This window comes from Flavobacterium pedocola, assembly GCF_053764385.1.
The window spans coordinates 1-21683 of the sequence record NZ_JBSNCR010000006.1; the positions used below are offsets into that span (position 1 = coordinate 1).

Here is a 21683-nt window from a genome sequence, read left to right on the forward strand (position 1 = left end):
ATAGAATGCAGGTAAAAGCCTGTGACTTAGTGAAATAAAGAAATTTGTTGATTGGGTTCTTTCCATCAAATCACGAATTAATTGAAAGGAATTTGTAGTGTTTTGTTTTAATCCTTTCGCTTCTGAAAACGAAAAGGAATTCCTTAAATAGCCCTGATGGGAGCAACTACCTTGTAGTGCGGACAGCGGGAACTTCGCATAGCAATCAAAACCAGGCCATTCGCTCCAAATAAAAAAAGCCAACTAAAATAGAAATAGCTGGCTTAGGTGTTTTATGGGGCAAAATTATCCGTGTATGGTTTCTTTTTTTCCGTATTTAGCGATTACAGACGCCTCATACTCCAACCATTCTTTCCAGCGTTTGTCGACGTCTGTTTTTCCGGCATATTGTTTGGCGAACTTTAAAAAGGTGGTGTAGTGACCAGCTTCGCTTACCATTAAATCGTGATAAAATTTAGCTAATTCGGGATCTTCAATATTTTGCGATAACACGCGAAAACGTTCGCAACTGCGGGCTTCAATCATGGCGGCGAAGAGTAAGCGTTCAATTAATGCATCGTCTCTGCTACCGTCTTTTCTGCAAAATTTTACCAGATCATTTACGTAATCGTCTTTTCGTTCGCGACCCAAAGTTAGACCACGTTCTTTAATGACGTTGATTACCATTCTGAAATGTTCCATTTCTTCAATGGCGATATTGGTCATTTCGGCAACCAAATCGGGTTTTTCAGCGTTGTTTATGATGATGTAAATCGCATTAGAAGCTGCTTTTTGCTCACACCAGGCGTGATCGGTCAATATTTCTTCTATATTGGATTCTACGATATTTACCCAGCGCGGGTCGGTTGCTAATTTTAAACCTAACATTTGTAAAAATTTGTACAAAAGTAAGTTCTTTTTTGGATTTATGGTCTGATACAGAGTATTTTTGAGCATGCAAAAACCGAAACTTTTAATCCTCAGTTCTGTTTGGGTGGAACCGAAATCTTCTGCAGCGGGCAATCGAATGTTACAGTTGATACGATTTTTCCAGGGTTTAGGATATTCAGTGGTTTATGCGAGCACAGCCTCAGCTTCAGAATTCTCTTTTGATCTTGCAACCATTGGAGTTGAAACCTTTTCCGTGCAATTAAATGACAGCAGTTTTGATGATTTTGCTGTAGAGCAACAGCCAGATGTGGTTTTGTTTGATCGGTTTATGGTTGAAGAACAATTCGGATGGCGTGTGACTAATAGTTGTCCCAAGGCCTTGCGATTATTGGATACTGAAGACCTGCATTGTCTGCGGGATGCCAGAAGAGACGCTTATAAAAGAAATCTTGATTTCAGCGAACAATTGCTGTTTTCGGAGGTTGCCAAACGGGAAATTGCTTCGATTTTCAGGTGTGATTTGACGTTAATGATTTCAGAATATGAAATGGGATTGTTACAGCGGCTATTCAAGGTTGAGGATGCATTATTACATTATTTACCCATAACTGTCGATGGTAAATTAGACCAATCTGATAAACGTTTGGCATTTTCGGAACGAAAAGATTTTGTCTTTATCGGTAACTTTCTTCATGAACCCAACTGGAATTGTGTCGAAGTGCTGAAAAAAGAAATCTGGCCGGAATTACGAAAAAAAACACCCATGGCAAACATGTTGATTTATGGCGCCTATCCAAGTCAGAAGGTACTGCAACTGAATAATCCTAATGAAAGGTTTTACATAAAAGGCCGTGCGGAAAGTGCTCAGGAGGTTATAGAAAATGCGAGGGTTTTGCTTGCGCCAATTCGTTTTGGTGCAGGGATTAAAGGCAAATTGCTTGAGGCGATGCTTTATGGGACGCCATCGGTTACTACTTCTGTTGGTGCTGAAGCGATGCCTGGAGATTTATCCTGGAATGGTTTTGTTGAAGATACTAATGCTGAGTTTATCGATTCGGCGGTTTTGCTTTATACTGATGAAAACTGTTGGAAAACAGCGCAACAACAGGGCTATGAAATTCTTAAAAAAAGGTTCCAAAGCGATAGGTTTTGGGAGAATCTGAAAGGTAAAATAGAACATTTGAGCACCACGCTTGACCAGCACCGACAGCAGAATTTTATCGGCGCCATGCTCCAGCACCATACGACGCAAAGTACCCGTTACATGTCCAAATGGATCGAAGAAAAAAATAAGAAATAACGATTAGGTATTGATTTCCAGGTCACTGATGTACTCCTGATACTCATAGAAGAAGCGTTCAAACGCATCCATGTTTTCATGAAAAAAGTCGAAAATTTCATCCCAGGTAGCTTTGTTGTACAAGCTGATTCCAGTTTTTTCAACCCAAATGCGGCTGTTACAGTGTCCGGTTTCCAGATAGAAATTGCGCTCAAAAATAGCCTCAGCAATAAAATCTTCGAGTAAGATGGTTTTCAAAGATTCGATTTTTTCGTAGTAAATCTTTCTTTTTTCATCGTCACGGCATTCAATGTCGATTAAAACCTGAGCTTTTTTATTGTCGATATAAAACTTAAAGGAGAAGTCCTTTATTTTGGTGTCATACAAAAGCCATTTTCTTGGATAGGCTTCTGCAAATGCTGTCCAAAATTCTTTTTTGATTCTCTGTGCTTCTTCTTTACTGAACATATTCTTTGCGTAAAAGTTTGTTAAAATTAATTTTAGCGGTAACTTTATAGTTGGTACCTAAAATTTTCAACTAAAAAATGGATTTTCTGGATTTCTTAAAATATTTACCAAAAATAGAAAAAGAAAAGTTACTTTCTGTAGAAGCCCATATGAAAATGGCGCCTCTGGAGAGGGTATCGTCGTTATCGTCCAAAGATTATCTTGATAAAAACCCAAAAAAAGCAGCAGTAATGATGCTTTTGTATCCAAGAAACAAGAAAGTTCATCTGGCTTTGATCGTAAGAAATTCGTATCCGGGTATTCATGCCTCGCAAATCGCTTTTCCGGGAGGTAAAGTGGAACCAGAGGACAAAAACCTTGAACATACCGCTTTACGTGAGACCCATGAGGAAATAGGGGTGAAACCAGAATTGGTAAATGTTATCAAACCTTTCAGTGAATTGTATATACCGCCCAGCAATTTTTTAGTATCCCCGTTTCTGGGGATTGTTTATGAAGAGATTACTTTTATTCCAAGTCCTTACGAAGTAAAAAGAGTTTTGGAACTGCCTTTGGAAGATTTACTTGATGACAGAATCATTACGCAGGTAGTCATGTCAACTTCTTATGCGAAGAATATAAGCGTCCCGGTTTTTAACGTAGACAAATATGTAGTTTGGGGTGCTACGGCCATGATGATGAGTGAACTGAAAGAAACCATCCGAAAAGTGCTCTGAAAAAATTAATTGTTTACATTTGCACCTCTTTTTTAGAACTTAATTAACTAAAATTATGGGATTGTTCAAAAGAAATCCTTTCGGTCATATACTTTTCATAAAAACCTGGCTGATCCGTATTTTCGGGGCCCTTACGCACAGACGTTATCGTGGTTTCAATCAGTTGCATATTGACGGTTCGGAGATTATCCGTGCGCTTCCGGACAGAAATGTATTGTTTATATCCAATCATCAGACATATTTTGCCGATGTGGTGGCGATGTTTCACGTTTTCAATGCCAGTTTAAAAGGCCGCGAAGACAATATTAAGAACATCGGTTACCTTTGGAATCCAAAACTTAATATTTATTACGTTGCTGCAAAAGAAACGATGCAGTCAGGATTGTTGCCAAGAATTTTGTCATATGTAGGAGCCATCACGGTAGAACGAACTTGGAGAGCCGGAGGAAAAGATGTGGCAGAACATGAGCGAAAAGAAGTCAACTTCAACGATACCGAAAATATTAAAATTGCATTAGCCGACGGATGGGTAATCACCTTTCCTCAAGGCACAACACGTTCGTTTAAACCGGTTCGTAAAGGAACAGCACATATCATCAAGCAGCATAAACCCATAGTGGTCCCGATTGTGATTGACGGTTTCAGACGTTCGTTCGACCGTAAAGGATTGCGTCTGAAGAAAAAGGGAATCCTGCAATCGTTTATCATTAAAGAACCTTTGGAGATTGATTATGATAATGAAACAATTGAACAGATTGTAGAAAAAATCGAATATGCCATTGAACAGCATCCATCGTTTCTGAAAGTTATCCCGAACGAGGAAATAGAAGAAATGAAAGAATTGGACAGACAGCGCCAATGGAATTATTAGAAATAAAAAAAGAGGCAAAAGCCTCTTTTTTATTTTACTGCTTCTACTTTGTAGCCGGCTTTTCGCAAAAGATTGATTACACCGTTGTCTCCACCCAGATGGGCTGCTCCGACACCAAAAAATGTCGGTTTTGTTTTAGCGGCTTCGGCTATTTTGCTGATCCAGTTTTTGTTTCTTTTGGTAAGAAGATCGTCCTCAAATTTAGAGGTGATGGTATTGTCTGACGTTCTGGAAAGTTCCAGCATCGCATTCAGGTTCTCGGATTTGTAAATTTCCATTACCTTTTTGAATTCGTTTTTGTCTTTTTCCATGTTCCCTTTTGCTGTTTTTACCAATTCGGTCATTTGGTCTTTGTACGGAATAGCATCAAAAACAGCCATTTGTTCTGCAACAGATTCCAGTCCAAATGTTTCTTCCTGCTGTTCTTTGGTGATGCGCATCAATTCCCCTTCAACGGATTGCATCGGGCAGTCAAGCATCTTCGGATACAGCATGGCGCTAATCATGAAAGGTTTGAATGTGTTAAGCAACTTGGCGGAAAAACCAATGTTTTTGGTCAAAAAACTGTCGACGATTTTAAAATCTTCTTCAGAACAAAGCGAGGTCATCGTAACACCGTCCTTCATCATCATGCCTGTCATCATTTTGGTTTGCAGTGCGGTGTCATCCATGTCCAGTTCCAGATAAAGCTGATCGGTTGTTCCCAATGCTTTTTTTACATTGTCTTTTAAGGTAGCATCACAAGTCATGTGGATGGTCCCGAAAAGATAGGATGGAGCGGCTAAATCTTTACCACTGATTTTCCATAGTAAGGCGTTTTCAAGCTTTTGTGCCTGAACTGATAACCCAATCAGAATAAAGGTAATGGCTATTTTGTATTTCATGTTACAGATCGATTTTTTTTAATTCTTCATAATTTCTGTACAATCTTCTTAGTAAGAAACCGTAAATAAGTCGGTAGAACAACCAAAAAATTGTTAAGAAGACGGCTAAAAACACCAATGTGATTCCAAAAAGGAAAACCCAGAAAACTATGTTTTTGTCACTTCCTGAAAGCTGATTTGCTATTTTGTTAATGTTGTTGTCGTATTTAACCGTTGCAATCATGATCACAATAAAAGTGAGGCCAATCATAGCTAAATTGTACCAAATATAGTATTGTACAGTTTTTCTTGTTTTTAGTATGCTTCTCATTAGCGCTTTCACATTGTTTGTCGTGTCAATGCTTTTGAAATTCTTATAAAACAGGTAAATAAAAACAGCAATAACAGCATAATTCACGATCATGAAAACATTCATTAACGTGTCGATATGATAGTTTTCAAGCGTCTTAAAATAATTTTCGTCGGCGGTAAAAAAGCTTAAGGCACTCCAAAGCAGTATTTCAAGTACACTTATGATGAAAATCCATTTTACTATGGAAGACGACTTCTTATGCAGCATCGCATAAATTTCCTGCTCCGAAATTTTCGGAAACTGACTGTCGTTTTTCTTCCAGTCTTTTTTTAATAAATCTAACTCGTTCATATTTTCCAACTCCTTACGGATTTACTATTTTCTTTAATTTTCCTTTGATTCGGTTCATTTTTACCCTTGCATTTACTTCACTGATTCCCAGGGTTTCGGCGATTTCCGTGTAATCTTTGTCTTCCAGATACATGAAAACTAAGGCTTTTTCAATGTCATTCAACTGATGGACCGCTTTGTAGAGCAGTTTTATCTGTTCCTCTTCTTCATAATTGTAATCCTCATGGCTGAATTTGTGAACCGTGCTGTCAAATTCGATCGTGTTGACCGATTTGGTCTTTTTCCGGTACAGCGTGATGGCGGTATTCAAAGCCACGCGATAGGCCCAAGTGGTAAATTTTGCTTCGCCACGGAACTGAGGAAAAGCCTTCCAGAGCTGAATGGTAATTTCCTGAAACAGATCTTTGTGCGCGTCTTCATCAGACGTATACAACCTACAAATCTTGTGGATTATATTCTGATGCTCCTGTAATTGCGAAACAAACGATTGCTCTAAACTCGAATTCATAAACGATTAGTGTTGGTTCCTGGTGGAATGTTACAAATTAGAAAATTTTATTTTTCAAGAGCATTTTTTTTGACTAAAATAGAAACAAGAAGCCAGAATCAAGCAATAAGAAATAAGAAGGCGAATTTGGGTAATCCTGTCTTGACTCTTGGTTCTTGACTCTTTTCTCTTTCAATCATCAGACTTTCTTCGTAACTTAGCAACAAAGCAATTCAAGACAAACATGAATATTCCCCGCTCCAGTTTTCCGCGTATTGTCATCATCGGTGGCGGTTTTGCAGGAATCAATTTAGCCAAAAAACTTAAGAATAAAGATGTTCAGGTAGTTTTACTGGACAAGCATAATTACCATACCTTTCAGCCGTTGTTGTACCAGGTAGCCACTGGTGGTTTGGAAGCCGGATCCATTGCCTACCCGATTCGGAAAGTAGTGCAGGAATACCAGGATTTTTATTTCCGGTTGGCTAATGTGAAGGAAATCGATACGGTGAATCAGAAAGTATTGGCAGACATCGGCGATTTGCATTATGATTATTTAGTGATTGCAACGGGTTCCAAAACCAATTTTTTTGGCAATAAGGATATTGAGAGTTACAGTATGGCCATGAAAACCATTCCGCAGTCGCTCAACATCCGCAGTTTGATTCTTGAGAATTTTGAACAGGCGACTTTAACCAATGACATAGCCGAGCGAAATGCTTTAATGAATTTCGTAATCGTAGGAGGAGGACCAACGGGAGTGGAGTTAGCCGGCGCTTTAGCCGAAATGAAAAAAGCAATCCTTCCCAAAGATTACCCCGATTTAGACATCCGGAAAATGGGTATTCATCTGGTGCAGGGAAGTGATCGGTTACTAGATGCCATGACAGCAAAATCATCTGAAAGTGCTGAAAAATTTCTGCAAAGTTTAGGGGTCAGTATCTGGAAAAACGTTCGGGTGACCAACTACGACGGCCGTACCGTCACCACAGGTTCCGATTTGACTTTTGATACCGCAACCGTTATTTGGGCCGCAGGTGTTAAAGGAGCCGCTGTTAACGGACTTCAGGCAGAAGCTTTAATAGAACGTGCAGATCGGTTCAGGGTCAATGAATACAATCAGGTGTTAGGGTATGATGCTGTTTTTGCAGTGGGCGATATTGCTTCCATGGCTTCCGAGAAATATCCGTTAGGGCATCCGATGATGGCACAGCCCGCTATCCAGCAGGGAAGTTTATTGGCGGAAAATCTGATCAAAAAAATAAAAGGCAAACCCATGAAAGCTTTTGAATATAATGACAAAGGGTCCATGGCCACAATCGGGAGAAACAAAGCTGTTGTTGATTTGCCGAAAATGCATTTTCACGGGGTTTTCGCGTGGTTCGTTTGGATGTTTGTACATCTGTTTTCCTTAATCGGCTTTAAGAACAAAGCTGTAGTGCTGATGAACTGGGTGTACAATTACATCCGATTAGACAGGGAAGGCCGCCTAATTATCCGACCGTACAAAAAGAAAAATATACAGAGTTTTACAACGGATGAGATTTAGAGAAATAGAGTCAAGGGATAAGAGGCAAGAAGTAGTTATTGTCAGATTGTCTTGCTTCTTGTTTCTTGTTTCTCATAAGTCTTTTCCTTTATAATAATTCACCATCAGATCCACAAACTTGCTATAACTCTCCAGGCCGTCTTTCTGTTGGTTGAGTTTTAGGAACTTGTCGTAAAAACTATGGAAAATCACATCGATAAACGTTTGATGGCTGTCCCAGAACTCCTCTGTTTCATCAAAATTTTTCAAAATGCCTTTGTGGATTAACGGCAGTAATTCTTTGGCCGAACCTTCTTTAAAGTTTTCAAGATTTCCCAAACAGTAGCGCAAAGCATACGAATAACCACAATATTTAAAATATACGTCTTCGTTATGGATGGAGGCCATGTAACCCACAAAATTCGCTTCACTTTCCGATCCGATGCCGATCTGATGCGACATTTCATGTGAAGTAGTTACTACAAAATTGTGCTTTGGAACCCTGTCGTTAACCTGCGCTTCATTGGTAAAAGGATTTAAATAACCGCCAAATCCCATATAAGTCAAAGGCAAACTCAACAAGGAAGGTTTAACCGAATGGTTTTCATAGTGCAGATATGGTAAGGTCTTGGCCAGTTTGTCATAACCGTTTTGTGCCTTTTCAAAAATTTCGTCCTGCGAATAAGGAACCGTTACTTTTATCGAATCGTTTTGAACTAATTGCGAATGGATAGCGTTGGTTTTTACAATCAGCTGTTTGGTGAAAGCCAGTAAATCTTCCTGCGAATATTCCCGTTCGATATTCAATTTCTGATACATCGGGACCCGTAAATAATTCAGCGCCCAAAGCATATTGAAGAGGAAATAAAAAACCGATATAAAGCCAACCAAGGAAAGTAGGTTAGATTTCCATTCCGGTTTCCAGGTTTTACGTTTTTTCCAGAACCATCGCAGTAAAAAGACAATTGCAATCCCATACATCACATCCCCAACCGAAAAAGAAATGTTGCCCAGCGTTACTCTTGAAATCTTTGCTAATATTGGATAGAAACCATTGCTGTAATACCGTTCCACAGTTTCCGGAAATAACGAAAGAATTCGCAATCCGATTAATTGCACAACAAGAAATAAGGGTAAAATCAGTTTTCTGTTCATCCGGGAAATTTTGCTAAAGATAAAAAATGTTAATTGAATGTAGGAATGAAAGACTTATCGTAAATTTGTAAGATAGAAGAAACACTTTAAAACCAGTGTGATGAAGAAGTTAGACATGCGGAAAAAAGTGATCCTGTTTTGCGACGGGAGCAAATGCGGTAAAGACAACAAGCACAACCGCAAAGTGTTTCGTGGCCTGATCAAACAAACCGAAATGAAAGGCGAGGTGGAAATGATTAAAACGCATTGCACCGACAATTGCAAATGTGCCCCAGTTGTTGGTTTTCAACCAGATAATGTTTGGTACGGTGAGGTATCCGAAAAGAAAATCCCGCAACTTTTTGAAGAGCATATAGCACACGCCAAACTTCTGAATCACAAATAATTTCTTCTGAAAATTACTGCAATTTAAAGCTGCAAAGCGGTAAAACTTTGTAACTTTGGGACTTTGTAAAAAACAACAACAATTTTAATTTAAAAATATGAGTCAGGAAGTTAGAAATCTTGAGCCAAAACAGCTTTGGAATAAATTTGCCGACCTGAATGCCGTTCCGCGTCCTTCCAAAAAAGAAGAACGTGTAATCGCTTTCATGATGGATTTCGGTAAAAACTTAGGTTTGGAAACCATCAAAGATGAAGTAGGAAACGTTATCATCAAAAAACCGGCTACTGCTGGCATGGAAAACCGCAAAACCATCGTGATGCAGTCGCATTTGGATATGGTGCACCAAAAAAACAACGATACCATTTTCGATTTCGATACTCAGGGCATTGAAATGTATGTGGATGGTGACTGGGTTCGCGCTAAAGGAACAACGCTTGGTGCCGATAACGGTTTAGGAGTTGCAACTATTATGGCGATTCTGGAAAGCAAAGACATCAAACACCCGGCGATTGAAGCCTTATTCACTATCGATGAAGAAACGGGAATGACCGGAGCCATGGGCTTAAAAGGCGGTTTGCTAGATGGGGAAATCCTTTTGAATTTAGATACAGAAGAAGACGATGAAATTGATATCGGTTGTGCCGGTGGGGTAGATGTTACGGCGGTTCGTTCTTATACTGAAGAAGAAACTCCGGAAGGTTCTGTTGGATATACCATTACTGTAAAAGGTTTGAACGGTGGTCACTCCGGAATGGACATTGACAAAGGTTTAGGGAACGCCAATAAAATCATGAACCGTTTGTTATTTGACGGATTTGAAAACTTCGGTTTACAGATTGCGGAAATCAACGGAGGAAGTTTGCGTAATGCGATTCCGCGTGAAAGTGTTGCGAAAGTGATCATTGCGGAAATGTACGATGAGGCTTTCGTGTTCGACATGCAGGAAGTAATCAACGATATCAAATTCGAATACAAAACCACGGAGAAAAACCTAACTATCGAAATCGTGAAATCCGATTTACCTTCAAAAGTAATGGATTTAGGTGTTCAGGAAGGATTGCTTCGTGCTATTTACACAGCACATAACGGCGTTTACAGAATGAGTGCCGATATGGAAAACCTTGTGGAAACTTCAAACAACATTGCCCGTGTGATTGTGAAAGACGGAGAAATCTCGATTCAGAATTTGACGCGTTCATCGGTGGAATCGTCTAAATTCGATTTAGCGAATGCTTTGCGTTCTGCTTTCGAATTGTTCGGATGTGAAGTGACTTTTGCTGGTTCATACCCAGGTTGGACACCAAATGTAAGTTCCCCGATTTTGGATGTGTTAACTTCAATCTACGAAAAACAAAACGGTTCAAAAGCGCATGTAGTAGCTTGTCACGCCGGTTTAGAATGCGGAATCTTAGGAACCAATTACCCGGATATGGACATGATTTCTTTCGGGCCAACCATCAAAGGTGCGCACAGCCCGGACGAAAGAGCATCAATTTCTTCGGCTCAGAAATACTGGAAATTCGTGATGGAGATCCTGGAAAATATTCCGGTGAAAAACTAAGCGAAATCAGCATAATAATAAATGAAAACCTGTTTAGAAATAAGCAGGTTTTTTTGTGGAAAATATTGTTCGGTTTTGCATAATTTTATGCGATTTTACGTTATAAATAAAAATTTCAACATGAGAAAAATTTCGGCATTTTTGCTTGCGTCACTTCTATTTCTTTCCTGTTCAAAATCAGACAAAGTCGAGCAGGTGGAAAGAGCATTTTACTATTGGAAAAGCGACGGTAACTTGTCTGACAATTTAAAATTAAAATTGGTTCAAAACCAGGTTAAAAAGGTTTATGTAAAATACTTTGAAGTAGATTACAGCGAGGCCATGGGAAATTTTCCGTACGATAAAAATCAGATTTCGGAGTATCAGGCTTCTGGCTTTGAGGAGGTTAAAATAGTGCCGTGTGTGTACATCAAAAATGAGATTTTTCAATACAATAAAGAGAAGGATTTAGACAAACTCGCCGATAATATTGTTTTCCTCGTAGATAAATACAACAGAAATGCGGAAAAGTACCTCAAATTTGAAAATGAAATTCAGATCGATTGCGACTGGACTAAATCCACCAAAGAAAAATATTTTTACCTGCTTGAAAAGATAAAAGAGCTTTCCAAAAAGAACATCAGTTGTACGCTACGACTTTACCCTTATAAATATCCTGACCAAATGGGGATTCCGCCCGTGGATAAAGTTACGCTGATGTGCTATAATCTGATAAAACCACTATCCAACCAAGGTAAAAATTCAATTCTTGATCTGGATGAATTAAAATCGTATCTGAATGAAAGAAGGGATTATCCAAAACACCTGGATGTCGCCTTACCGGTTTTCGGATGGACGCAATTGTATCAGAATAATCATTTTTCCGGGTTGCTGAATATGTCATCTAACGAGTTGAAAAGCTTCACTAAATTGCAAAAACCTTTGTGGTATGAAGTGACCCGAGATACGGTTATTAATTACGATAATTACATTAGAGTTGGCGATCAGATTAAATGTGAAGAAGTTTCAGCCAAGACATTGGAAGAAGCCATTGGTATTATCAAAAAGAATGTCGCTCTGGACAAAACTGCAACGATCAGCTTGTTTCACCTTGAAGAAAATGCATTTAAAAATTATTCCGATGAAGAAATTTCTAGGTTTTACGATTCTTTTACTAAGTAGTTTTAGTAAAGTTTTAGCCTGCGGCTACTCTCCGTATGGGGAAGACGTTCGGTATTGTATTTTCAAACCGGCTTACTTTAACTATAAAGATTATGCGTCCTTTTATTACAATACGGATTCATGGGGCTTTGAAAACGGATTGATTTATGGTGATAGAAAGCCTTCTTATTACACTGCCAATGTGGAAGACTGGTATGCTTATACCAATAAAACAGTCAGTATTGATGTCGTAAATGATTTTATTAACAACCTTAAACTTACCGATATCCATGCGGGAAGCGGGAACGGATTCATACAGTATCTGTTTAAAAATAATAAGAAAGATGCCATCGAGTATCTGAAAATAGCCAAGCAATGCGAAGATGTTAACAGTTGGGGCGCTCTGGATGCCTGGGAACGTGAAGAAATACAAATTGATGCACAACGCGTCCGCATTCTTAACAAGGTTGTGTCAAAATACAATCAGGAGAAAAGTGCCTATTTTAAACGGAAATATGCTTTTTTAGCAATCCGATTGGCGTATTATGCGAATGATTTTAAGATTGTTCAGAAGCTTTTCAGGGAAACATTTGAAAATTCTACCCAAGACTATCTCTATTATTGGGCAACTTTTTTCAACAGTTATACCAAATCAGAAGGAGAGCGATTGGTGGATGCCGCCCGATTAATGGCAAATTCACCGGAGAAATTTGAAGCGAGCTATTTTTATTTTCACGATACATTCTCTGTTGCAAAAGCGTTGCGATTTGCCAAAACCAAAGAAGATGTGGCCAATATCTACGCTTATGCCTCCATTCAGAAGGCCGACAGAAATCTGGAGTATTTAAAGCAGATTTATCAAAACCATCCGAAATCGAGAATTCTTGGTTTTTTACTCCTGCGCGAGGTGAACAAAATTGAAGACTGGGTTTTTACGCCTTATTATACAAATTACGAGCCTACAACGGGGCCTTTTTCTGGCGTTGCTAACTATGACGACACGGTTACCACTTTAATTTTAAGAGAACGTTCCGAAAAAGACCGAATCTATGCCAGTGAGATGTTAGGTTTTATGAATACGGTCAATTTTTCCGAAACCTATGATCCGGTGGTATGGCAAAGTTCTAAAATCCAGTTGTTGTTTATCGCCCGAAAATATGAGGAGTGTAGGGCTGAAATTCAGGATTTTGAACGAAAATTTAAGAAGAACGCAGCGTTTGAAATAGTAGAAAAAATTAAAGCACTCTGTGTCATTGCCGATCAGGATTACGGAAACGCTGTAATTAAAGATGAGGCCAAACCCATTATTCTGAAGTATAACAAAGACGAACGCTTTATGTTCGCTTTAGGCAGAGAGCTGGAATTTAAAGGGGATTTACCCGACGGATTAGCAATTATTGCCACTGCAAACCAATATAATATTGATTATTATTATGATATCGAAGGGGTAGAATGGCAAGGTAACCGAAACAAGGCTTCCGGGAACCTGGAGTATTTTTACACGTATTTTGATTACCTGGATTTTGTGTATTCCGCAGATGAGTTGCAGTTGGTAATCAATGCGCTGAACGCCAAAAGAGATTCGCAATTTGACAGGGTTATTTATAAACAGCTTTTAGCCGATAAAGAAAGCCTGACGGATTTGTTAGGAACAAAATATTTAAGAGAAGACAGATTGACGGCAGCCTTGAAAACATTTAAATCGCTTCCCCAAAAATACTGGGATGATAACTATAATGGCTGGGAACGCGGTATCTATTCCGACTATTATGCTTTTGACCAAAATCCGTTTTATGAGTTTAAACATACCGAAGATTTTATCAAAAAGGACGAAAAATATCTGTTAAGCAAATTGACGGTTACCGAACATCTGATCAAATATCTGAACCTTGCCAATAATCCGAAGACCAAAGACAGGGATTACTATTACTTTTTAGCCGCTAACTGTTATTTCAATATGTCCTCGGCCGGAAATTCATGGATGATGAGGCGCTATAACAGCAGCAACGGTTATTATGATGATGAAGTTTTTGACAATTCTTATATCGACGAAAAGGAATACCGACACAACGAGAAAGCGGTTTCTTATTATCAGTTAGCCTACGAGAATGCCAAAACTGATAAATTCAAAGCGCTATGTCTAAGAATGAGAGAGTTTGCGGAGTACAGCAATCTTAATGCTTTTAAGGAACTCAAAAAAGAATTCCCGCAATACCACGAAGATTTGTCGAATTGCAACAATCTTGCGTCCTATTTTAATTCTCGCAGATAAAAAAAAGCCTCATTTAGAGGCTTTTTTCTTTTTCCGTCCCCACCAGATCAGGAAACCGGTTATGGGCAAACTTGCGATCAGCAAACTGATTAAGAAAGCAAAGATTTTTCCCGGTAAACCGAGCACGGCTCCGGTATGTAAGTCGTAGTTCATCCGCATTAACTTATCCGAAGCATCCGTTTTTGGAAAACGTCCCCATAAGTGATTGACTTGTTTTTCTTCCAGTGTGTATTGATCGTAATAACGGTAGTCGATTTTCCAATAGGTACCTTTTTCTGGATTCGCATTGGCCGCTATCGAGGAACTATCGGTTTCCGGCGGATGCACCTCAATGGATTTTGCTGTTGGATATTCCTGTTGCATCATGGCCCAAGCTTTGTCCATCGGATGTGCTGTTTTAGGATCAAAGATTTTTGGTTTTACAGAAACCGGATCCTGATACTGCAGTTCTTTTTCACCACCAATCACTTTGTAGTAGCAATATGCAAACCAGGGGAAACCCCAAACTAATCCCGTAACGGCAAAAATCAAAGCAATGGACAGCACATAAAACCCGGTAATGTTGTGTATGTCGTAGTTTTTGCGCTTCCATTTAAGGCCTTCTTTCCACTGAAACCAGAAACGTTGTTTGGCAGCTTTTCGGTTCTTGGGAAACCAAAGAATGAAGCCGCTGATGATCATCAGAATAAAAATCAAAGTAGCAGTAGCCACCACTGTTTGACCAATTTCATGCGGCAGCCACAAATAAAAATGGCCGTCCAGAATAAAAGGGAAAAAGCCTTTCTCCAAATCCACGGTTTTAATAACTTTTCCGGTATACGGGTTGAGGTAAACAGCATAGTAGTAATGTGGTTCGTCATTATAAAACAGTGCTTCGGCAGCTTCGGCAGTACCGTTGTATTTGATGGCATGAAGATGTTTTTCCGGTAATTCCAGTTTTGCAATCTGCTGCAATTGGGAAGGCGGTAAGAAAGGCAACTCCTGTTTTTTAATGAATCGGTATGCTTCCGTTGCGTCTTTTATTTCCTGTTGAAAGGCGTACAGACATCCGGTAATGGCAACAATAAAAACCACAATTCCGGAGGAAAGCCCCAACCAGAGGTGTAGTTTTCGAATGGGTTTTTTAAGGTTGTTTTTTTTCATGTTTAAACGATGAAACTCCCCGCCGGAGCAGGGAGCTTTTCAAAAATAACTAAACTAAAATTGATATTAAAATCTGTAGGTTACTCCCGCGGTAATATTTCGTAATTTTTGTGTGGTAACTGTTGACCAGCCGGAATAATATTTTTCATTGAACATGTTATTCAATTTCAGGGAAATATTGAATTTACCGGTGTTGTAAGAAACCGCTGTATTCAGAATGGCGTAATCCGGTAATTCGAAAGTTCCCGTCGTAGAACGGTTAAGCGTTTTGTATTCGCTGGCATAATTTCCGCCCAGACCAAAACCTAAACCTTTCAGTTTCCCGTTTTGCAGGGTGTAACTTGTCCAAAGATTAAGTAACGTTTCCGGACCGGCTTCCTCTGGTCGCATTCCTAAATATCCGCTGTTTGGGTTGTCTTTTGTGACTTCACTTTTATTGTTACTGAATCCGGCAACGATGTTTAGTCCGTCGATAGGATTGGCAATGATGCTTAGTTCAATACCTTGGCTTTCCACTTCACCACCTTGAATCGAATTTAAAGGATTGGCTGTATCTGCCATCAGTTTGTTTTTTACCTTGATGTTGTAGTAGCTTACCGAAACTGAAATTTTATCCTTGTACAGATTTGTTTTAACACCAAATTCAAATTGATTGGCATGCTCAGGGTCATAAGTTTGTGTTCCAAGGAAATTTCCTCCTATGTCATAAGTGTTTTGAGGCGCAACATATAGAAAACCATTCATGTAATTTCCGAAAATCGATACTTTGTCTTTAATGGGCTGGTAAACAATACCGAACTTTGGTGAAAAAGCAGTTTGCCCTTTATTTTCTTCAGAATAAGTGTTGCTTCTTCCTTTGAAGTGATCTACCCGTAAACTAACCATGGCTGATACTTCCGGTAAAATGTTTAAAATATCGGAAACATAGGCGCTGTAGACTTCTGTTTCAGCTTTGGAAATACCGGAATAGGTACCTGCCAATACGTTATCGGCACTTGCTTGTGTTAGCGGAGTAGGAATTGTTGTTCCACTGTTTGGGTCTGTCCATAGATCCGTGCCATTAACCAAAGAAATGGTTCCAAAATCTACCCAACCCGGACTTCCGCTCATAATATTTGCTTTGAAGTAATCCAGTCCGGCCACTATTCGGTTTCTGAAGTTTCCGATTTTGAAATCACCGATAAAATTTTGTTGAATATCCGTGGTATAGGTTTCGCCATTGGCTTTTGAAATGTATCGGGTGAACTCATCGCCGTTGGCTGCATCCCATAAATAGGAGTAATAACCGTCTGTTTTACTGTTGCTTCTTGATAAAACGGTTTGTGAGGTCCAGCTTTCCGATAGTTTGTAGAACATTTGTCCCTGTAAACTGAAGGTTGGGTTTTTGATGCTTAGTTGATTGGAGGTGAAGGAGTTCTTGTAGTTCTTGTCGAACAAATCCATGGAGAGGAAGGACAATGGTGCGTAACGGCTTAGGAAAATCATCGGTGCATTGGCTGTTTCCCTTTGCGTGAATTCTGTATTGATTAGGAAGGACAATTTATCACTCACAATATAATTTAAAGATGGTGCAATGAAGAAGGATTTGGCAAAACCGGCACCCTGGAAACTGCCTTCTTTCTGATAAGCCGAGGTCACGCGAAGCAAAACATCTTTCGCCTTTGTTAGCGGTGCATTAAAATCAGCCGTGATGCGATCCATGCCATAGGTTCCGGAATTATAACCGATTTCTCCTCCAAAAGTCTGATAGGGTTTTTTGGTCACCACATTGATTAAACCGCCATACGATATTAAACTACTCCCGAATAAAGTTCCGGAGGGTCCTTTAATTACTTCGATGTTGTCTATATTAACCGGATCTATTTTACCGTTGTTGATGCCCGGTAAGCCGTTAATCATGGTGGGTTGTACCGCAAAACCCCGCATGGAATAGTATTCGGCGCCGTCAGTACCACGTCCTGTAGATTCCCAAAGACGGGTAACCCCGGTTGCGTTTTTAAGGGCGTCGTTAAAATTAGTTACGACTTGTTCTTTTAAAAGTTCTGATGAAATAGCGTTATACACCTGTGGATTTTCCAGATCGGCCAAAGCCATTTTAGAAACGGTGCTGCTTTTTTCCCGTTTGAATTTATTGACGTTTCCGTTTACGATTACTTCGTCTAGCTTTTTGATTGAATCGTGCTGTGAAGGCTGCTTTTCTTTTTCCTGCGCACTGATAGAAAAACTGGCGAAAAGGAGCGTGAGGGTAAGAAATAATTTTTTCATATTTTTATTTAGAATAAATTAAAATAATATTTTTTGACAAAACTATTTCTTGAATCGGCTAAACACAAAATTTATTTAGACTTAATTTAAATAAAATTTGTGATATTTTTATTACTGTTTGATAGTCAGTATTTTGTAAATAAAAAAGCCTCGCGGATAGCGAGGCTTTTGTGTTGTGTAAGAATTTTAATTATTTTTTCTTCATTGGATAGTTTTCTTTGCTTTCTTTTCCTTCTTTCATTCCGGAAATTTCGGCAACCAGACTATCGGCTGAAATTTTGTTGTAGGTGATTTTTTGAGGGAAATCGTGTTTAACGTTTTCAAAAGCCACACTCATATCAGAAACAGCGGAAGCTTTAAAAGAAACGGTTTTTCCCTGGTTTTGGTTTGAAACTTTGGTGTTGTACAATAAACTGTCGTTAATCTGTACAATTTCAATGGTTTCGGTAAACATAGTGTCTTTTCCGGCCACAAAAACAGTTTTTCCGGTTAAGGTACTGTCGTTGGATTGTGTCCAGGTCTCTGTTAAATTTCCTTCAGGAGTGGTATTACCCCATTCGCCCACCAGCCAGTTTACTTTTTCCAACTGTTCATAGGTTTTCGTTTCAATCTCCTGCGGCTCTCCGTACTGTGCGGAACTTTCATTTCTCTCTTTACACGAAACAACCGCAAAAGCAGCTAAAAGTAACGTCGTTTTTTTCATTATTTCATATAGGTTATTTGACGGGTTAAAGGTAGCTAAAACGTTAAATATTTTGCAAAAATTTCGGTGGCATTTTTCGACTATTTTTTGAACCGATTTTTTTCGTAATTTTGCACATCCAAAATAGGAGGAAATTACTATGTTAGACAGATTGCAATATGTGAAACAGCGTTTCGACGAGATATCGGATTTGATCATTCAGCCGGATGTGATTGCCGATCAGAAGCGTTATGTTCAGTTGAATAAAGAATATAAAGATTTGAAAGCTTTGGTGGAAAAACGTGAGGAATATATCAACCTTGACGGAAACATCAAAGAAGCGAAAGAAATCATCGCGGACGGTTCCGATGCCGAAATGGTGGAAATGGCCAAAATGCAGTTGGACGAAGCGCAGGAGCGTTTACCACAACTGGAAGAAGAAATCAAATTCATGCTGATCCCGAAAGATCCGGAAGATGCCAAAAACGTTATGGTGGAAATCCGAGCGGGAACGGGTGGTGATGAAGCTTCTATTTTTGCCGGAGATTTGTTCCGTATGTATACTAAATACTGCGAAGGCAAAGGTTGGAGAACTTCTGTGGTAGATTTGAATGAAGGAACTTCAGGAGGATTCAAAGAGGTGATTTTTGAAGTAACCGGTGAAGACGTATACGGAACGTTGAAATTTGAAGCAGGGGTACACCGTGTACAACGTGTTCCTCAAACGGAAACACAAGGTCGCGTACATACTTCCGCTGCGACGGTTATGGTTTTACCGGAAGCTGAAGAGTTCGACGTACAGATCGACATGAACGATGTGCGTATTGATTATTTCTGTTCTTCTGGACCTGGTGGACAATCTGTAAATACTACAAAATCGGCAGTTCGTATGACGCACATTCCAACCGGTTTGGTAGCGCAGTGTCAGGATGAAAAATCACAGCATAAAAATAAAGACAAAGCCTTAACGGTTTTACGTTCGCGTTTGTATGAACAGGAATTGGCGAAAAAGCAGGAAGAAGATGCTAAGAAGCGTAATTCCCAGGTGAGTAGCGGTGACCGTTCGGCAAAAATTCGTACCTACAACTATGCACAAGGACGAATTACAGATCACCGTATCGGTTTGAGTATTTTCGATTTAGATGGTTTTATGAATGGAAACCTTCAGAAGATGATCGATGAACTTCAATTGGTAGCCAATACCGAAAAACTAAAAGAAAGTGAAGTATTCTAAATAAAAAAAGCGAGGTCAAAAACCTCGCTTTTTTTATACCGAAATAAGAATTATTGTTTGGCAGCTTCGTTTTCTTCTGATTTGGCTCCCATTCTGTTAACTCGGTACATAGTGGAGAATTTGATTTTCAAACCGGCAATTTTGGTATTGTCCTTACCGGATAAACCGTTTTTCTCAACTGTATTTTTGTGGGCATCAAGGGCTTCATATAATAATTTAATCTCATCCCAGTCTTCTCGGGAATACGAGTCTTTGTTGTTGGAAACAGTTGTTACGAAATTATCATAAACACTTGCGATGTTATCTTTGTTCACCCAGTCGAAATTCATGTCGTCACCAATTTCCACACCACCGAACAAAGTTTTTCTGAAGGACATTTTGTCGTTGGGTTTTGTACTGACGGCTTCGGTTTTTTGTTTTTCAGTCTCAACGCTTAATTTAAATTCCTCGTATTTGTTTGAAGAGGCTGTTATTTTGGTTTCATACTGCGTTTTGTCGGATACCGCACCAATAGAAGTTTCGGCTTCTGTTTTTTTGTAATTGGCACCGGCTTCAATTTGTTCAAAATTGGCAATCGCCTCTTTGGAATCAATTTTACTGACGGAATCAATATAGGCAGCATAGCTGTTTACGGCTTTATCGGCCTGTTCCTTTTTTTCATCTTTACACGAAATCATTACAGCCGCAACTGTTACCACTGTAATATAAAATTTTACATTTTTCATAGCGTTTAATTTATAGTTGTTGTTAAGTAGAAGGTGTTACAGTTTGGATTATTATGATGGTGCTGATTTTGATGGAGATGACTATTCTTCTTTTTTAGACTGATAGGCTAAATAGCTGGTCAGTGCAAATTGTGCAAGATTGCCAAGCATCGGTAACAATGAATTTTCTGTTTTTCGACCGATTATTTTTTTGGATAGGTAATTGCCAATGATTCCTGCTGCTGCGGCCCAGAGTATTTTTTTGCTGTTCGCAGCATTGAAAATTTCATCGATACCGCGATGGATCAGTTTTTCCGGAGTTAAACTTCCCAAGGTGAGCTGTACTTCGCTTCTAAGGTCGATGTATTCCTGCTCCTGTCGGTGTTTTACTTCGGTAATTTTCTGATTCAGAAGTTCGTATGGATGTATTGCTTTCATGACCTTATCGGCTTAATTAACCTTCGACGGTTCTTTCGATGCGTTATCTTGTGAATTCTCTGGTGAGTCGTTGCGAAGCAGTTTTTTGATTACAAGGCTACTGATCGGATCCTTAATGAGTTGGTGTCGGAAGCGGTAAAGGACCATTCCCAAAACCACATAGAAACCGGATACAATAAAAAAGCCGGCGGCATAACTGTCCAGCATTCTGCCAAGCAGCAATCCCAGGCCAATGTTAACGAACAAAGTAAATATTGCAAACACCATGGAAAGACAAATAATCAGTGTTAATGATGCAATAACATCTGAGGTTTTGTCTATGGCGTTTAACTTGAGTAATTCAAAACTCGTTTTGGAGTACTTCTCGGCTTTTACGTAAAGCGTTTCGATGGTGTCTGCAATATTTTCCATAACAATTATCGTTCAAGTTCACTGTTCATTCTTTCAAGATTTGAAATGTTGTCCTCCACATTATTTTTGGATCGGGAAGTGATCTCGTTAAGTTTTTCTTCCGCTGATGCTATAATGTTGTGGATGCCTTCTTTCAGGTTGTTTTTTAAATCAGTTCCCTTTTGGGCAATTTTTTTTCGGGTATTGCTTCCTTTGTCCGGAGCAAATAAAATTCCCAACACTGCTCCGACGGCCAATCCGCCTAAAGCTCCTAATACTACGTTACTTGGTCTCATAATAGTTGTTTTTAAAGTTATTTTATAATTCTTTTGTCTTTATCAATCGCAATAGTATAGCTATGACTGCAATCACTAGCAATAAGTGAATTAACTTTCCGACACTGAAAACAAAAAATCCTAAGGCCCATAATATCACCAATATCACAGCGGCCGTATAAAGTAAATTTTGCATAATCGTTAGCTTTAAAATAGTGAATACATTCTCATTTGATTATATTACAAAGTTGCAACAGCCTGAGCAACTTTGTGTTATAACTTCTTTTGTAATT

General features: G+C 39.1%; 23 protein-coding genes. 9 read left to right on the forward strand and 14 right to left on the reverse strand.

What is annotated here, in order from left to right; genetic code table 11:
- Positions 1 to 285: 285 nt before the first annotated feature.
- Positions 286 to 867: a tRNA isopentenyl-2-thiomethyl-A-37 hydroxylase MiaE gene (miaE, locus tag ACWPKD_RS13310; protein ID WP_455413179.1), complete on the reverse strand. Its 582-nt coding sequence runs from the start codon at positions 865 to 867 to the stop codon at positions 286 to 288.
- Positions 868 to 934: 67 nt separating this feature from the next.
- Between miaE and ACWPKD_RS13315 the strand changes: the two genes are divergently transcribed.
- Positions 935 to 2170: a glycosyltransferase gene (locus ACWPKD_RS13315; RefSeq protein WP_455413180.1), complete on the forward strand. Its 1236-nt coding sequence runs from the start codon at positions 935 to 937 to the stop codon at positions 2168 to 2170.
- Between the two features lie 3 nt (positions 2171 to 2173).
- On the opposite strand, the gene ACWPKD_RS13320 is transcribed toward ACWPKD_RS13315, so the two are convergent.
- Positions 2174 to 2617 (reverse strand): DUF4268 domain-containing protein, encoded by a 444-nt coding sequence (locus ACWPKD_RS13320; RefSeq protein WP_455413181.1) that lies wholly within the window; start codon positions 2615 to 2617, stop codon positions 2174 to 2176.
- A 77-nt stretch (positions 2618 to 2694) separates the two neighbouring features.
- Between ACWPKD_RS13320 and ACWPKD_RS13325 the strand changes: the two genes are divergently transcribed.
- Both ACWPKD_RS13325 and ACWPKD_RS13330 read left to right on the forward strand, forming a co-directional pair.
- On the forward strand, positions 2695 to 3333 hold the full coding sequence (locus tag ACWPKD_RS13325) for an NUDIX hydrolase (RefSeq protein WP_455413182.1): 639 nt from the start codon (positions 2695 to 2697) through the stop codon (positions 3331 to 3333).
- Between the two features lie 55 nt (positions 3334 to 3388).
- Complete coding sequence (locus ACWPKD_RS13330) at positions 3389 to 4204, forward strand: lysophospholipid acyltransferase family protein (protein WP_455413183.1); 816 nt, start codon at positions 3389 to 3391, stop codon at positions 4202 to 4204.
- Between the two features lie 29 nt (positions 4205 to 4233).
- Here ACWPKD_RS13330 and ACWPKD_RS13335 read toward each other — a convergent pair whose 3' ends face one another.
- The 3 genes from ACWPKD_RS13335 to ACWPKD_RS13345 are packed head-to-tail and all read right to left on the reverse strand — an operon-like array spanning position 4234 to position 6239.
- A complete protein-coding gene (locus ACWPKD_RS13335; protein ID WP_455413184.1) occupies positions 4234 to 5088 on the reverse strand; it encodes a TraB/GumN family protein in 855 nt (284 codons plus the stop codon).
- Position 5089: 1 nt separating this feature from the next.
- Positions 5090 to 5731 (reverse strand): hypothetical protein, encoded by a 642-nt coding sequence (locus tag ACWPKD_RS13340; protein WP_455413185.1) that lies wholly within the window; start codon positions 5729 to 5731, stop codon positions 5090 to 5092.
- Between the two features lie 13 nt (positions 5732 to 5744).
- Positions 5745 to 6239, reverse strand: a complete 495-nt coding sequence (locus ACWPKD_RS13345; protein ID WP_455413186.1) for an RNA polymerase sigma factor — start codon at positions 6237 to 6239, stop codon at positions 5745 to 5747.
- Positions 6240 to 6462: 223 nt separating this feature from the next.
- Here ACWPKD_RS13345 and ACWPKD_RS13350 point away from each other — a divergent pair, with 223 nt between their 5' ends.
- Entirely contained in the window at positions 6463 to 7767 is a 1305-nt protein-coding gene (locus ACWPKD_RS13350; protein WP_455413187.1) for an NAD(P)/FAD-dependent oxidoreductase, read from the forward strand.
- A gap of 72 nt (positions 7768 to 7839) precedes the next feature.
- On the opposite strand, the gene ACWPKD_RS13355 is transcribed toward ACWPKD_RS13350, so the two are convergent.
- On the reverse strand, positions 7840 to 8901 hold the full coding sequence (locus ACWPKD_RS13355) for a DUF3810 domain-containing protein (protein WP_455413188.1): 1062 nt from the start codon (positions 8899 to 8901) through the stop codon (positions 7840 to 7842).
- A gap of 100 nt (positions 8902 to 9001) precedes the next feature.
- Between ACWPKD_RS13355 and ACWPKD_RS13360 the strand changes: the two genes are divergently transcribed.
- From ACWPKD_RS13360 to ACWPKD_RS13375, 4 genes are all read left to right on the forward strand, one after another.
- On the forward strand, positions 9002 to 9286 hold the full coding sequence (locus ACWPKD_RS13360) for a (2Fe-2S) ferredoxin domain-containing protein (RefSeq protein WP_455413189.1): 285 nt from the start codon (positions 9002 to 9004) through the stop codon (positions 9284 to 9286).
- A gap of 97 nt (positions 9287 to 9383) precedes the next feature.
- Positions 9384 to 10847: an aminoacyl-histidine dipeptidase gene (locus ACWPKD_RS13365; protein ID WP_455413190.1), complete on the forward strand. Its 1464-nt coding sequence runs from the start codon at positions 9384 to 9386 to the stop codon at positions 10845 to 10847.
- 120 nt (positions 10848 to 10967) lie between these two features.
- Positions 10968 to 12008: a hypothetical protein gene (locus ACWPKD_RS13370; RefSeq protein ID WP_455413191.1), complete on the forward strand. Its 1041-nt coding sequence runs from the start codon at positions 10968 to 10970 to the stop codon at positions 12006 to 12008.
- Positions 11968 to 14259, forward strand: coding sequence for a hypothetical protein (locus ACWPKD_RS13375; protein ID WP_455413192.1), 2292 nt, complete (start codon positions 11968 to 11970; stop codon positions 14257 to 14259). The genes ACWPKD_RS13370 and ACWPKD_RS13375 overlap by 41 nt, the downstream gene beginning before the upstream one ends.
- A gap of 9 nt (positions 14260 to 14268) precedes the next feature.
- On the opposite strand, the gene ACWPKD_RS13380 is transcribed toward ACWPKD_RS13375, so the two are convergent.
- The 3 genes from ACWPKD_RS13380 to ACWPKD_RS13390 all read right to left on the reverse strand — a co-directional run bounded on the left by ACWPKD_RS13380 (position 14269) and on the right by ACWPKD_RS13390 (position 18370).
- Positions 14269 to 15402 carry a PepSY-associated TM helix domain-containing protein gene (locus tag ACWPKD_RS13380; protein WP_455413193.1) on the reverse strand — a complete coding sequence of 378 codons (1134 nt, stop codon included), beginning with the start codon at positions 15400 to 15402 and terminating at the stop codon, positions 14269 to 14271.
- Positions 15403 to 15468: 66 nt separating this feature from the next.
- Positions 15469 to 17667 carry a TonB-dependent siderophore receptor gene (locus ACWPKD_RS13385; protein ID WP_455413194.1) on the reverse strand — a complete coding sequence of 733 codons (2199 nt, stop codon included), beginning with the start codon at positions 17665 to 17667 and terminating at the stop codon, positions 15469 to 15471.
- A 190-nt stretch (positions 17668 to 17857) separates the two neighbouring features.
- Positions 17858 to 18370, reverse strand: a complete 513-nt coding sequence (locus ACWPKD_RS13390; RefSeq protein ID WP_455413195.1) for a DUF6265 family protein — start codon at positions 18368 to 18370, stop codon at positions 17858 to 17860.
- A 139-nt stretch (positions 18371 to 18509) separates the two neighbouring features.
- Here ACWPKD_RS13390 and prfA point away from each other — a divergent pair, with 139 nt between their 5' ends.
- The gene (prfA, locus tag ACWPKD_RS13395; RefSeq protein ID WP_455413196.1) at positions 18510 to 19583 is read left to right on the forward strand and encodes a peptide chain release factor 1; all 1074 of its coding nucleotides are present in this window, start codon (positions 18510 to 18512) and stop codon (positions 19581 to 19583) included.
- Positions 19584 to 19633: 50 nt separating this feature from the next.
- Here the strand turns inward: prfA and ACWPKD_RS13400 are convergent, their stop codons facing one another.
- From ACWPKD_RS13400 to ACWPKD_RS13420, 5 genes are all read right to left on the reverse strand, one after another.
- The gene (locus tag ACWPKD_RS13400) at positions 19634 to 20308 is read right to left on the reverse strand and encodes a hypothetical protein (RefSeq protein WP_455413197.1); all 675 of its coding nucleotides are present in this window, start codon (positions 20306 to 20308) and stop codon (positions 19634 to 19636) included.
- 81 nt (positions 20309 to 20389) lie between these two features.
- The gene (locus tag ACWPKD_RS13405; RefSeq protein WP_455413198.1) at positions 20390 to 20725 is read right to left on the reverse strand and encodes a hypothetical protein; all 336 of its coding nucleotides are present in this window, start codon (positions 20723 to 20725) and stop codon (positions 20390 to 20392) included.
- A gap of 12 nt (positions 20726 to 20737) precedes the next feature.
- The gene (locus ACWPKD_RS13410; protein WP_455413199.1) at positions 20738 to 21136 is read right to left on the reverse strand and encodes a hypothetical protein; all 399 of its coding nucleotides are present in this window, start codon (positions 21134 to 21136) and stop codon (positions 20738 to 20740) included.
- A gap of 5 nt (positions 21137 to 21141) precedes the next feature.
- Complete coding sequence (locus ACWPKD_RS13415) at positions 21142 to 21411, reverse strand: YtxH domain-containing protein (protein WP_455413200.1); 270 nt, start codon at positions 21409 to 21411, stop codon at positions 21142 to 21144.
- Positions 21412 to 21433: 22 nt separating this feature from the next.
- Complete coding sequence (locus ACWPKD_RS13420; RefSeq protein WP_455413201.1) at positions 21434 to 21586, reverse strand: lmo0937 family membrane protein; 153 nt, start codon at positions 21584 to 21586, stop codon at positions 21434 to 21436.
- Between the last annotated feature and the right edge of the window lie 97 nt (positions 21587 to 21683).

Bases quoted from the DNA above. Each gene is read 5' to 3' on its own strand.
- ACWPKD_RS13325 (WP_455413182.1), top strand. From the start codon at position 2,695: ATGGATTTTCTGGATTTCTTAAAATATTTACCAAAAATAGAAAAAGAA.
- ACWPKD_RS13340 (WP_455413185.1), bottom strand. From the start codon at position 5,731: ATGAACGAGTTAGATTTATTAAAAAAAGACTGGAAGAAAAACGACAGT.
- ACWPKD_RS13370 (WP_455413191.1), top strand. From the start codon at position 10,968: ATGAGAAAAATTTCGGCATTTTTGCTTGCGTCACTTCTATTTCTTTCC.
- ACWPKD_RS13390 (WP_455413195.1), bottom strand. From the start codon at position 18,370: ATGAAAAAAACGACGTTACTTTTAGCTGCTTTTGCGGTTGTTTCGTGT.
- ACWPKD_RS13385 (WP_455413194.1), bottom strand. From the start codon at position 17,667: ATGAAAAAATTATTTCTTACCCTCACGCTCCTTTTCGCCAGTTTTTCT.
- ACWPKD_RS13335 (WP_455413184.1), bottom strand. From the start codon at position 5,088: ATGAAATACAAAATAGCCATTACCTTTATTCTGATTGGGTTATCAGTT.
- ACWPKD_RS13350 (WP_455413187.1), top strand. From the start codon at position 6,463: ATGAATATTCCCCGCTCCAGTTTTCCGCGTATTGTCATCATCGGTGGC.
- ACWPKD_RS13320 (WP_455413181.1), bottom strand. From the start codon at position 2,617: ATGTTCAGTAAAGAAGAAGCACAGAGAATCAAAAAAGAATTTTGGACA.
- ACWPKD_RS13345 (WP_455413186.1), bottom strand. From the start codon at position 6,239: ATGAATTCGAGTTTAGAGCAATCGTTTGTTTCGCAATTACAGGAGCAT.
- ACWPKD_RS13375 (WP_455413192.1), top strand. From the start codon at position 11,968: ATGAAGAAATTTCTAGGTTTTACGATTCTTTTACTAAGTAGTTTTAGT.
- ACWPKD_RS13355 (WP_455413188.1), bottom strand. From the start codon at position 8,901: ATGAACAGAAAACTGATTTTACCCTTATTTCTTGTTGTGCAATTAATC.
- ACWPKD_RS13420 (WP_455413201.1), bottom strand. From the start codon at position 21,586: ATGCAAAATTTACTTTATACGGCCGCTGTGATATTGGTGATATTATGG.
- prfA (WP_455413196.1), top strand. From the start codon at position 18,510: ATGTTAGACAGATTGCAATATGTGAAACAGCGTTTCGACGAGATATCG.
- ACWPKD_RS13400 (WP_455413197.1), bottom strand. From the start codon at position 20,308: ATGAAAAATGTAAAATTTTATATTACAGTGGTAACAGTTGCGGCTGTA.
- ACWPKD_RS13405 (WP_455413198.1), bottom strand. From the start codon at position 20,725: ATGAAAGCAATACATCCATACGAACTTCTGAATCAGAAAATTACCGAA.
- ACWPKD_RS13360 (WP_455413189.1), top strand. From the start codon at position 9,002: ATGAAGAAGTTAGACATGCGGAAAAAAGTGATCCTGTTTTGCGACGGG.
- ACWPKD_RS13315 (WP_455413180.1), top strand. From the start codon at position 935: ATGCAAAAACCGAAACTTTTAATCCTCAGTTCTGTTTGGGTGGAACCG.
- ACWPKD_RS13415 (WP_455413200.1), bottom strand. From the start codon at position 21,411: ATGAGACCAAGTAACGTAGTATTAGGAGCTTTAGGCGGATTGGCCGTC.
- ACWPKD_RS13365 (WP_455413190.1), top strand. From the start codon at position 9,384: ATGAGTCAGGAAGTTAGAAATCTTGAGCCAAAACAGCTTTGGAATAAA.
- ACWPKD_RS13330 (WP_455413183.1), top strand. From the start codon at position 3,389: ATGGGATTGTTCAAAAGAAATCCTTTCGGTCATATACTTTTCATAAAA.
- ACWPKD_RS13410 (WP_455413199.1), bottom strand. From the start codon at position 21,136: ATGGAAAATATTGCAGACACCATCGAAACGCTTTACGTAAAAGCCGAG.
- ACWPKD_RS13380 (WP_455413193.1), bottom strand. From the start codon at position 15,402: ATGAAAAAAAACAACCTTAAAAAACCCATTCGAAAACTACACCTCTGG.
- miaE (WP_455413179.1), bottom strand. From the start codon at position 867: ATGTTAGGTTTAAAATTAGCAACCGACCCGCGCTGGGTAAATATCGTA.